At 71.8% G+C, this 11573-nt stretch carries 6 protein-coding genes and 1 tRNA gene; 1 reads left to right on the top strand and 6 read right to left on the bottom strand.

Annotation, left to right across the window (positions count from 1 at the left end; all coding sequences use genetic code 11):
* The first annotated feature begins 109 nt into the window (after window positions 1-109).
* Window positions 110-1516, top strand: a complete 1407-nt coding sequence (locus AC067M_RS25255; protein WP_478699291.1) for a tyrosine-type recombinase/integrase — start codon at window positions 110-112, stop codon at window positions 1514-1516.
* Between the two features lie 45 nt (window positions 1517-1561).
* On the opposite strand, the gene AC067M_RS25250 is transcribed toward AC067M_RS25255, so the two are convergent.
* From AC067M_RS25250 to AC067M_RS25225, 6 genes are all read right to left on the bottom strand, one after another.
* Window positions 1562-1635, bottom strand: a tRNA-Thr gene (locus AC067M_RS25250).
* Window positions 1636-1742: 107 nt separating this feature from the next.
* Window positions 1743-3323, bottom strand: coding sequence for an alpha/beta hydrolase (locus AC067M_RS25245; RefSeq protein WP_478699290.1), 1581 nt, complete (start codon window positions 3321-3323; stop codon window positions 1743-1745).
* Between the two features lie 181 nt (window positions 3324-3504).
* Window positions 3505-4710 carry a DNA polymerase III subunit delta' gene (locus AC067M_RS25240; protein WP_478699289.1) on the bottom strand — a complete coding sequence of 402 codons (1206 nt, stop codon included), beginning with the start codon at window positions 4708-4710 and terminating at the stop codon, window positions 3505-3507.
* 110 nt (window positions 4711-4820) lie between these two features.
* Complete coding sequence (gene tmk, locus AC067M_RS25235; RefSeq protein ID WP_478699288.1) at window positions 4821-8069, bottom strand: dTMP kinase; 3249 nt, start codon at window positions 8067-8069, stop codon at window positions 4821-4823.
* Window positions 8070-8241: 172 nt separating this feature from the next.
* Complete coding sequence (gene topA, locus AC067M_RS25230) at window positions 8242-11070, bottom strand: type I DNA topoisomerase (RefSeq protein WP_478699287.1); 2829 nt, start codon at window positions 11068-11070, stop codon at window positions 8242-8244.
* 276 nt (window positions 11071-11346) lie between these two features.
* Window positions 11347-11544, bottom strand: a complete 198-nt coding sequence (locus AC067M_RS25225) for a hypothetical protein (protein WP_478699286.1) — start codon at window positions 11542-11544, stop codon at window positions 11347-11349.
* Window positions 11545-11573: the final 29 nt, after the last annotated feature.

Genomic DNA, 11573 nt, shown 5'->3' with positions numbered 1-11573 from the left:
CCCCCCCCCCCCCCCCCCCCCCCCCCCCCCCCCCCCCCCCCCCCCCCCCCCCCCCCCCCCCCCCCCCCCCCCCCCCCCCCCCCCCCCCCCCTCCCGCATGGAGGAGCACATGAGCCCCCGCAAGCCCAACATGGAGTCATCCATCTACTTCGGCGCCGATGGCTGGTGGCACGGCCGCGTGACGATGGGCGTCAAGAGTGACGGCGGCCCCGACCGTCGCCACCGCCGGGCCCGGACCGAGGCCGAGATCAAGCGCAAGGTGAAGGAGCTCGAACGCCAACGGGACCAAGGGCGAGCACCCGCAGCGGGCCGTAAGCCGACCGTCGCCGGGTGGATGGAGACCTACCTGACCGACATCGCGAGCCTGAAGCTCAAGCCGCGCTCGCTCGATGACTACTGGTCGAAGACGCGGAACGACATCATCCCCGGCGTGGGCAAGCACCGCATCGACAAGTTGCAGCCTGAACACCTGGAGCGGATGTACCGAGCCATGCTTGACGCTGGCCACGCTCCCTCACACGTCGTGAAGGTGCACCGCATCCTGTCCCGCGCCCTGAAGATCGCCCACCGCCGCCGCATCGTCGGCGAGAACGTCGCCACGCTCGTGGACCCACCGAGCATCGACGAGACCGAGGCCAATCCCTTCACCAAGGAGGAGGCGAAAGCGTTCCTCGAAGCCGCGGCAAAGCGGCCCACCTTCATGCGGTGGATCGTAGGTGTCGGCATGGGCTTCCGGCAGGGCGAAACGCTCGGCCTGCGCTGGTCGTACGTCGACTTGGAAGCGGAACTGTTCCGCCCCGAGTGGCAGCTTCAGCGCCTCACATGGCGGCACGGCTGCAACGACCCGCACACCTGTGGGGGGCGTCTGCACCGCTTCGAGCCGTGCGCGCCGAACTGCACCGCGCACAAGGGCTACAAGCGTGGCTGCCCGAAGCCATGCGCCAAGACGTGCACGAAGCATGCGAGCGCCTGTCCGGAGCGGAAGGAAGGGGGGCTCACCTTCACCCGGCCCAAGACCAAGAAGAGCTGGAACGCCGTGCCGATCCCGCCCGTCTTCGTTCCCATCCTGCACGACCACAAGGCCCAGCAGGAAGCGGCACGGGAGGCCGCCGGGGATCTGTGGCAGGAGCACGACGTGGTGTTCGCACGGCCGGACGGTCGACCACTGGACCCGCGTGCCGACTACGAGGAGTTCAAGGAACTGCTTAAGGAGGCCGGGATCGATGACCGCCGCCTGTACGACGGGAGCCGTCACACCGCCGGCACGATCCTCAACGAGCTGGGCGTCGACATGCCCACGATCATGGAGATCCTGAGGCACACACAGATCAGCCAGACCCGGCGGTACGTCAAGGGCCGGTCCCACCTGTCCAAGGACGCCATGCGGCGGATGGGCGAGTTCTTCGTGCCGCCGCAGTCGCCTCCACCGGTCCCGAATCCGGGCCCCACTGAGACCAGAACTGAGACCGCTGACACCCGCGCAGCACGCGCACAACGTCGTCGCCGCATCCGCTGAACGAGAAAGCCCAGCTCAGACACTGTCTGGGCTGGGCTTAGAAAGAGCCGCCTTCGGGATTCGAACCCGAGACCTACGCATTACGAGTGCGTTGCTCTGGCCATCTGAGCTAAGGCGGCGCGCTGTCCGCACTATGGTGCGATCAGCAACGTCGGTAAGTCTACACAGTTTCCGGGAGCGCTCTGACCATGCCCCCGGAGCGACCCTGCGGGGGCGGTGGGAGGGGCTATGAGCAGCGCTTTCCGTTGGTCGGGGGCGGAGTGCCGCGCAGGAGGTAGGTGTTGATCGCGGTGTCGACGCAGTTGCTGCCGCGGCCGTAGGCGGTGTGGCCGTCACCCTCGTAGGTGAGGAGGCGGCCGGAGGAGAGCTGGTCGGCGAGGGACTGGGCCCAGCGGTACGGGGTCGCCGGGTCGCGGGTGGTGCCGACGACGACGATCGGGGCGGCGCCCTTCGCCTCGATGCGGTGCGGCTCACCCGTCGGCCCGACCGGCCAGTACGCACAGTTCAGGGTGGACCAGGCGAGGGTCGGGCCGAAGACCGGGGAAGCCTTCTCGAAGGTGGGGAGGGAGTCGCGTACCTGCCCGGGTGAGGAGAAGGCGGCGGGCAGGTCCAGGCAGTTCACCGCCGCGTTGGCGAACATCAGGTTGGTGTAGCGGCCGTCGGGGTCCCGCTCGTAGTAGCTGTCGGCGAGGGCGAGCAGGCTCGCGCCGTCGTTCTCCTTCATCGCCGAGGTCAGCGCCTCGCGCAGCTGCTCCCATGCGCCCTCGTCGTACATCGCCGCGATCACGCCCGTGGTGGCCAGGGCCTCGCCGAGTGTGCGGCCGTCCGGGTCTCCGGTGGGGAGGGGGCGCGCGTCCAGCTTTCCGAAGAAGGCCTTGAGGTTCTTACCGACCTGGCCGGGCGTCGCGCCCGCACCGCCGAGCGGGCAGTCGGCCTGCCGCACGCAGTCCCTCGCGAACGACGCGAACGCCGTCTCGAACCCCTTCGTCTGATCCAGGTTCAGCCGGCGCGCGGGCAGCGACGGGTCCATCGCGCCGTCCAGGACGAGCCGTCCCACGCGGTCCGGGAAGAGACCCGCGTACGTCGCCCCGAGGAACGTGCCGTACGACGCCCCGACGTAGGTCAGCTTCCGGTCCCCCAGCACCGCCCGCAGGACGTCCATGTCCCGCGCCGCCTCCACCGTCGACACATGGCGCAGGAGACGGGGCGCGTCCGCCCCGCACCCGTGCGCGAACCTCCGGTACGACGCGACGAGCGCATCGGTCTCCCGCCGGTCGTCGGGCGTCACGTCCACCTGCGTGTACGTGTCCATCCGCGGCCCGTCGAGACACTGCACGGGCTCGCTGCGGGCCACGCCCCTCGGGTCGACGGCGACCATGTCGTACCGGGCGCGGACCTCGGCCGGGTAGCCGATGCCGGCGTACTGCTGGAGGTAACCGACCGCCGAGCCACCCGGCCCGCCCGGGTTCACCAGCAGCGAGCCGAGCTTCTTACCCGGCCCCGTGGCCTTCTTGCGGGCCACGGCGAGCCTCACGTCCCCCGCGTCGGGCCTTGCGTAGTCGAGCGGCGCCTTCAGCGTGGCGCACTCGAAGCCGGAGACACCGCAACTGCTCCAGTTCAGCCGTTGCCCGTAGTACGGCGACAGCACGGACGGCGTGGCACGCGGCAGCGCGGCCAGCGCCGCCTCGGCCGCACCGGCGGAACCCGTCGGCGCCCCGGAGGCGGAGCAGGCGGAGACGAGCAGCGCGGCGGCGCCGAGAAGAGCGACACCAGGACGGAACCTGCGGGGGGAGCGCCTGAAGTACATCCATCGAGCGTAACTCTGAGCGACCGAATGAAAGCGCTGTGTGCGCAAACTGCCACGGATGAGTTACGCGGTCAACGTGCCGTGATCTGTTCCGCTCCGGTGCCGCCCGGCCCTCTCCCCGCGCCCTCGCCTTCCCTCTCGCTCCCAGTCACCCAGTCACCCCCAGTCGCCCTCAGCCTTCTCAGCCTGCTCTGAGCGCCATCGTCATGGCCTCCACCGCCAGCAGCGGGGCCACGTTGCGGTCGAGGGCGTCGCGGCAGGCGGCGACCGCCTCGATGCGGCGCAGGGTGGACTCGGGGGTGCTGCCGCGGGCGAGCCGCTCCAGGGCGTCCTCGGCGTCGCCGTTGGCGATGGCCACGCGCGAGCCGAGCTGGAGGGCGAGGACGTCCCGGTAGAAGGCGGTCAGGTCGGTGAGGGCGAGATCGAGGCTGTCGCGCTGGGTACGGGTTCGCCGGCGCTTCTGTTTGTCCTCCAGGTCCTTCATCACGCCGGCCGTACCGCGCGGCAGCCGGCCGCCCTGGGCCGCGCCCAGCGCCGCCTTGAGCTCCTCGGTCTCCTTGCCGTCCATCTCCTCGGCGAGGACCTTTGCGTCCTCCGAGGCTGCGTCCACGAGCTCTTGGGCGGCCTTGAGGCAGCCGCCGACGTCCTCGACGCGCAGCGGCAGCTTCAGCACGGCGGCGCGGCGGGCGCGGGCGGCCGGGTCGGTGGCGAGGCGGCGGGCCCGGTCGACGTGGCCCTGCGTGGCGCGGGCCGCGGACGCGGCGACCTCGGGCTCGATGCCCTCGCGCCGGACGAGCATGTCGGCGACGGCCTCGACGGAGGGCGTACGCAGGTTCAGGTGGCGGCAGCGGGAGCGGATGGTGGGCAGGACGTCCTCGATGGAGGGGGCGCACAGCAGCCACACGGTGCGGGGGGCGGGTTCCTCGACCGCCTTGAGCACGGCGTTGGCGGACTTCTCGTTCAGCCGCTCGGCGTCCTCGACGAAGATGATCTGCCAGCGGCCGGTGGCCGGCGAGGTGAACGACTTGCGGACGGTGTCGCGCATGTCCTCGGCGAGGATCTGCGTGCCGACCGCGGCGACCGTGGTGACGTCGGCGTGGGTGCCCACGAGCGCCGTGTGGCAGCCGTCGCAGAAGCCGCAGCCCGGGGAGCCGCCGAGCGCGCGGTCGGGGCTCACGCACTGCAGCGCGGCCGCGAACGCCCTCGCCACCTGCGTCCGCCCCGCACCGGGCGGCCCCGTGAACAGCCAGGCGTGCGTCATCTTCGACGCCTCCGGCGGTGGTGTGTTCGCACCGGCCGCGGTGACCAGGGCATCGGCATCCCGAGCGGCGGCATCGAGCTGCTCGCTCACCTTCTCCTGCCCCACCAGGTCGTCCCAGACGGTCATCCCGCCTCACCCCGCCCTTTCGTCACACTTCGCGCTGCGGGATCCATTGTGCGGGGAACGACTGACAACGGGCGCCACGACCTGTGACGTAGCTGCGCCCCGGACCGAGCTCAGCCCCGCCGCCCCCGACCACGACCACGCCCGCCCCGGTCGTCGCCGCCGAACCCTTCCTCGTCCCCGCGCGGGCCGAGCAGCTCATCCGCCAACGTCGGCAGATCGTCCAACGGCGTCTCCTCCGCCCAGTCGGGCCGAGACCGTCGCCTGGGCGCACCGTCCTCGTCGACCTGCGGCAGCTCCCGCGTGCGGTCGTCGGATCCGTCCGGCCCGGCCCCGGCCCGCTCGTCGCGGAAGAACCCCGGCGGCACCCGGTCAGCGGGATCATCCCCCCGTACGGGCGGCAAGACGGCCGTCTCATCGGCCGCCCCCGGCGGCACGGGCGGCAGCACAGCGGTCTCGTCCGCGGCCCCCGGCGGCACCGGCGGCAGCACCGCCGTCTCGTCCGCCGCCCCCGGCACCGGCGGCTGCGGCAGCTCCGCGGTGACCTCGGAATCGGGCCCACCGGGGGCCTGTTCCCGGTCCGCCCCCTTCCCGTCCCGTACCGGCCGCAGCACCGCCGTGTCCTCCGCCGGCCCACCCGACGCGTTCGTCGGGGTCACGACCGGCGTCGGCACGGTCGCCGCGTCCGACGGAACCGCTGGTGCGGCTGGTGCGGTGGAAGCGGCGGGCGCCGTCGGCCGCGGACCGGCCTGCGCGGCCGCAGAGGCCTGCTCGGCAGCCCGGCGTGCCTCCTCGGCGCGCAGCAGCGCCTCCTCGGCCTTCCGCTGCTTCTCCAGGCGCAGCGCCTCGGCCTCGGCCCGCAGCCGGGCCTCCTCCTCGGCCTGCTTGCGGCGCCGCTCCTCGTCCGCCTTGCGGCGGGCCTCCTCCTCGGCTCGGGCCTTCTCCTCGGCGAGGAGCCGGGCCCGCTCCTCCTCGGCGCGCCTGCGTGCTTCCTCGGCCCGCTGCCGGGCCTCCTCCGCCTGCCGTTCGGCCTCGCGCCGCTGCGCCTCCTCCAGCTCGCGCCGCTTGCGCTCCTCCTCCTCGGCACGCAACCGCGCGAGCTGCTCCTGGCGCTCGCGCTCCAGGCGCTCCTCCTCGGCCTTGCGGGCGGCCTCCTCCTCGGCCTTCCGGCGCGCTTCCTCCTCGGCCTTGCGGCGGGCCTCCTCCTGGGCCTTCACCTCGGCCTCGGACAGCGGCAGCATCTGGTCGAGGCGGTGGCGGACCACCGTCGTCACGGACTCCGGCTCCTGCCCGGCGTCGACGACCATGTAGCGGCCGGGGTCGGCGGCGGCCAGCGTCAGGAAACCGGACCGTACGCGCGCGTGGAACTCGGCGGGCTCGGACTCCAGCCGGTCGGGCGCCTCGGTGAAGCGCTCGCGGGCCGTCTCCGGCGAGACGTCCAGCAGCACGGTCAGGTGCGGCACGAGGCCGTTGGTCGCCCAGCGCGAGATCCGCGCGATCTCGGTCGGGGACAGGTCACGGCCCGCGCCCTGGTAGGCCACGGACGAGTCGATGTACCGGTCGGAGATCACGACCGCGCCGCGTTCCAGCGCGGGCCGCACCACCGTGTCGACGTGTTCCGCGCGGTCCGCCGCGTACAGCAGTGCCTCCGCGCGGTGCGAGAGGCCCGCGCTCGACACGTCCAGCAGGATCGACCGCAGCCGCTTGCCCACGGGAGTGGCTCCCGGCTCGCGCGTGAGCACGACCTCGTGGCCCTTGCCCCGGATCCACTCGGCCAGCGCCTCAGCCTGCGTGGACTTCCCGGCGCCGTCGCCGCCCTCCAGGGCGATGAAGAAACCGGTGGCGGCGGGGGCCTGCGCCGGGTCGTCGCCGCGCAGCAGCGCGTCCCGCAGGTCGTGCCGCAGCGGCACCCCGGAGCGGTCGTCGACCTTGGCCAGCACCAGCGCGGCCACGGGCAGCAGCAGCGCGCCGACCAGCATCAGCGTGAACGCGGCTCCGCCGTGCGCGAAGACGAACTTGCCGTTCTCCAGGCGGTGCGGGCCGATGCCCCCCGCCACCACGGGCGCCAGGAGCGCGCAGAGGGCCACGGAGACCCGTACGACCGCGTGCAGGTGCTCGGTCGTGCGCGGGCGGCGGAAGTCCTCGGCCTCCTGGTCGAGGAGCGTGTGCCCGATGTTGGCGGCCATGCCCGCGCCGACGCCGGCCAGCGCGTCGATGAGCAGCACCGTGGTGACGTCCGGGACGAGTCCGGCGGCCAGCAGGGCGACGCCGGTGAAGGCGATCAACAGCGCCAGCAGCCGGCGGCGGGACAGAGCGGGCAGCAGGGCGGGCGCCGTACGGATGCCGACCACGACGCCGCCGGTCAGCGCGAGCACCAGCAGCCCGTACAGCACCGGGCCGCCGCCCAGGTCCTTGGCGTGCAGCACCGACACGGCGACGGCGGCGGCGATGGACCCGGCGACGGCAGCGCAGGCGAGCACGAGCAGCGGGATCGCACCCGTGCGGCCCTTGTCGACGCCCGAGCCGGTCTTGGGACGGCGCAGGCCCTCCAGCGGCGACCGCGCGCGCGGGGTGCGCGTGTCGGGCAGTTCCAGGAAGGTCAGCACGGACAGGGAGGCGGCGAAGAGCCCCGCCGCCACGTACGAGCCGAGGGCGGCCTGGTGCTGGTCGAACCAGTCGATTCCCGCGCCGAGCAGATTGTTGATCAGCGCCGCGACGACGAGCGCGGCGGCCGCGAGGGGGATCGCCGCGAAGCTCGTACGCAGGGACAGGCGGCGCAGCGCGTCCATGTGGTCCGGCAGCGGCCGTACCGTCGCGCCCTCCGGGGGCGGGGCGGGCAGCAGCGCGGGGGCGGCGCTCTCACGGGCCACCGTCCCGAAGCGTTCGGCGACACCGGCCACGAAGGCGGTGACGAGGAGGAAGGCCAGCGCGTCGTCCGGCGTCCAGTCGATCCACAGCGGCGCGATGATCAGCAGCGCCGCGCGCACGCCGTCCGCGCCGACCATGGTCCAGCGGCGGTCGAGCGGGCCCTCTTGGGAGGTGAGCGAGGTGAGCGGTCCCAGGAGCACGGCTCCGAAGAGCAGCGTGGCGAGGACTCGCACCCCGAAGACGGTCGCCACTGCGAACGCCACGCCTCGATAGCCGCCCCCGAACGAGCCCTCGGCGATGGCCGCCTGGAGGGCGAGGAGGACCAGCACCAGCAGCCCGAGGGCGTCACCGATGCCGCCCACGAGTTGGGCGCTCCACAGCCGCTTGAGCTGAGGTTGGCGCAGCAGGGCGCGAACGGCGCGCTCGCGGGAGTCCGCTACCAGGGCGTCGTCTGGGGCCGGGTTGTGGGCCGTAGGCTGCTCGGCTCGCGTCATGCATTCAGCCTATCGGGCAGCACCGACAGCGCGTGGAGCCCGTCCTGACGTGCGCACGCCCCGACACCAAAGTGATGCCGGGGCGTTCTTTTTGCGAAGCCGCGGTGGAGAAAGTGCGGCGAGAAAGCGGCGGTGCGCAAAGTGCGGTGCAGGAAGCGCGGCGCCGAGCGGCTCAGTCCTCCGCGGCCCCGGCCGCCTTCGCAGCCGTGGCCTTCTTTGCGGCCGTCTTCTTCGTCGCCGTCGTCGTCTTCGCGGTTGTGGTCTTCTTCGCCGCGGTCTTCTTAGCGGCCGTCGCCTTCTTGGCCGGGGCCTTCTTCGCGGGCGCCTTCTTCGCCGTCTTCTTCACGGGGCCCTTGGCCCGCTTCTCGGCGAGCAGTTCGAAACCACGCTCCGGGGTGATCGTCTCGACGCTGTCGCCGGAGCGCAGGGTCGCGTTGGTCTCCCCGTCGGTCACGTACGGCCCGAAGCGACCGTCCTTGACGACGACCGGCTTGCCGCTGACCGGGTCGGCGCCCAGCTCCTTCAGCGGCGGCTTGGCGGCGGCGCGGCCACGCTGCTTGGGCTGGGCGTAGATCGCCTGCGCTTCCTCCAGCGTGATCGTGAAGAGCTGGTCCTCGGACTGCAGGGACCGCGAGTCCGTGCCCTTCTTCAGGTACGGGCCGTAGCGGCCGTTCTGCGCGGTGATCTCCACGCCGTCCGCGTCCGTGCCGACGACGCGCGGCAGCGACATCAGCTTCAGCGCGTCCTCGAGCGTCACCGTGTCCAGGGACATCGACTTGAACAGGGAGGCCGTGCGCGGCTTGACGGCGTTCTTGCCCGTCTTCGGGGTGCCCTCGGGGAGCACCTCGGTGACGTACGGGCCGTAGCGACCGTCCTTGGCGATGATCTGGTGGCCGGTCTCCGGGTCGGCGCCCAGTTCGAAGTCGCCGCTCGGCTTGGCCAGCAGCTCCTCCGCGAGTTCGATGTCCAGCTCGTCGGGCGCCAGGTCCTCGGGGATGTCCGCACGCTGGTGGTTGTCGGAGTCCTTCTCGCCGCGCTCGATGTAGGGGCCGTAGCGCCCGACCCGCAGCACGATGTCGTTGCCGACGGGGAACGACGACACCTCGCGCGCGTCGATCGCGCCCAGGTCCGTCACCAGTTCCTTGAGGCCGCCGAGGTGGTCCCCGTCGCCGTTGCCGGCGTCGGCGGCGGCGCCCTCGCCACTGCCCTCACCGAAGTAGAACCGCTTCAGCCACGGCACGGCCCGCGCCTCACCGCGGGCGATGCGGTCGAGGTCGTCCTCCATCCTGGCGGTGAAGTCGTAGTCGACGAGCCGCCCGAAGTGCTTCTCCAGGAGGTTGACCACGGCGAAGCTCAGGAAGGACGGCACGAGGGCGGTGCCCTTCTTGAAGACGTACCCGCGGTCCAGGATCGTGCCGATGATCGACGCGTACGTCGACGGGCGGCCGATCTCGCGCTCTTCGAGCTCCTTGACCAGGCTGGCCTCGGTGTAACGGGCCGGGGGCTTGGTGGCGTGCCCGTCGACCGTGATCTCGTCGGCGCTGAGCGCGTCGCCCTCGTTGACCTGGGGCAGGCGGCGCTCGCGGTCGTCGAGCTCGGCGTTCGGGTCGTCGGCGCCCTCGACGTACGCCTTCAGGAAGCCGTGGAAGGTGATCGTCTTGCCGGACGCGCTGAACTCCACGTCCCGGCCGTCGGCGGCGGTGCCACCGATCTTCACCGTGACGCTGTTGCCGGTCGCGTCCTTCATCTGGGAGGCCACGGTCCGCTTCCAGATCAGCTCGTAGAGCTTGAACTGGTCGCCGGTCAGACCGGTCTCGGCAGGCGTGCGGAAACGATCACCCGAAGGGCGGATCGCTTCGTGCGCCTCCTGCGCGTTCTTGACCTTCCCGGCGTACGTGCGGGGCTGGGCCGGCAGGTAGTCGGCGCCGTACAGCTGCGTGACCTGGGCGCGGGCGGCGGCCACGGCGGTGTCGCTCAGCGTCGTGGAGTCCGTACGCATGTACGTGATGTAGCCGTTCTCGTACAGCTTCTGCGCGACCTGCATGGTGGCCTTCGCACCGAAGCCGAGCTTGCGGCTGGCCTCCTGCTGCAGGGTCGTCGTACGGAACGGGGCGTACGGCGAGCGGCGGTACGGCTTCGACTCGACGGACCGCACCGAGAACCGGGTGTTCTCCAGGGCGGCGGCGAGGGCGCGGGCGTTCGCCTCGTCGAGGTGGAGGGTGTTCGCGCTCTTGAGTTGTCCCAGGGAGTCGAAGTCGCGGCCCTGCGCGACCCGCCTGCCGTCGACGGTCTGGAGGCGGGCGACCAGCGACGAGGGGTCCGACGGGTCCCCGGCGCGGCCGGTACCGAAGGTGCCTGTCAGGTCCCAGTACTCAGCGGAACGAAACGCGATGCGCTCGCGTTCCCGCTCGACCACGAGCCGGGTGGCCACGGACTGGACGCGACCGGCGGACAGCCGCGGCATGACCTTCTTCCACAGGACCGGCGAGACCTCGTAGCCGTAGAGGCGGTCGAGGATGCGGCGGGTCTCCTGGGCGTCGACCATGCGCTGGTTGAGGTCGCGCGGGTTGGCGACGGCCTCGCGGATCGCGTCCTTGGTGATCTCGTGGAAGACCATCCGCTTGACCGGCACCTTGGGCTTCAGGACCTCCAGAAGGTGCCACGCGATGGCCTCGCCCTCGCGGTCCTCATCGGTGGCGAGGAAGAGCTCGTCGGAGTCCTTCAGCAGATCCTTGAGCTTCTTGACCTGGGCCCTCTTGTCGGCGTTGACGACATAGATCGGCTCGAAGTCATGGTCGACGTCCACACCGAGGCGGCGGACCTCGCCGGTGTACTTCTCGGGCACCTCTGCGGCGCCGTTCGGAAGGTCGCGGATGTGCCCCACACTCGCCTCGACGATGTAGCCGGGGCCGAGGTAGCCCTTGATCGTCTTCGCCTTGGCAGGCGACTCGACGATGACGAGTCGGCGGCCGCCCTTCGCGGTCTCGCTGGTGGGGGACAACTTCGCTCTTCTCTCCGGTCGACGCTGGGGCTCCCCGGGTTTCGTCCCGGGGCTGGGTCGTGGTGACGCTGCGGAGTGTGACGGTACATCCCGCCCCCGTGTCAAACGGGAAAAGCCCACAACGGCCACTCGAACGGTAACCCGACTACCGCCATTCCTGCCGCCCGGAGTGCCCACCAGGTCTTTCCGGCCCATCCGGAGCGTGACCTCTCAATTACGGACGCAGTCTCCGGTTCCCGGTTCGAGAAACCCCTCCCGGGGCCACCGGCCCGTTCCTCAAAGGCGGGTGAAGCACCACGCGCCGAGAGCCAGCGAAGCCACCGAGGCAAGGGTGGCGAGGGTCGCCGATGCGACGGGGCTCACACCGAGGGCCACGGGCTCGCGATGCCGCACGCGGGTCGCGGTCCACACCAGCAGCCCGCCCCCGAACAGGGCGAACACCACTCCTGCGAAGATCGCCGGTCCGCTCTCCATGATCGTCCGCACCCCCTCGGCATCCGCCC

The sequence above is a fragment of the Streptomyces sp. NPDC043427 genome, from assembly GCF_056436655.1.
The sequence above is the reverse complement of the archived record's forward strand: the minus strand, read 5'-3'. Positions and strand labels throughout refer to the sequence as shown.

Bases quoted from the DNA above. Each gene is read 5' to 3' on its own strand.
- AC067M_RS25255 (WP_478699291.1), top strand. From the start codon at position 110: ATGAGCCCCCGCAAGCCCAACATGGAGTCATCCATCTACTTCGGCGCC.
- AC067M_RS25245 (WP_478699290.1), bottom strand. From the start codon at position 3,323: ATGTACTTCAGGCGCTCCCCCCGCAGGTTCCGTCCTGGTGTCGCTCTT.
- AC067M_RS25240 (WP_478699289.1), bottom strand. From the start codon at position 4,710: ATGACCGTCTGGGACGACCTGGTGGGGCAGGAGAAGGTGAGCGAGCAG.
- tmk (WP_478699288.1), bottom strand. From the start codon at position 8,069: ATGACGCGAGCCGAGCAGCCTACGGCCCACAACCCGGCCCCAGACGAC.
- AC067M_RS25225 (WP_478699286.1), bottom strand. From the start codon at position 11,544: ATGGAGAGCGGACCGGCGATCTTCGCAGGAGTGGTGTTCGCCCTGTTC.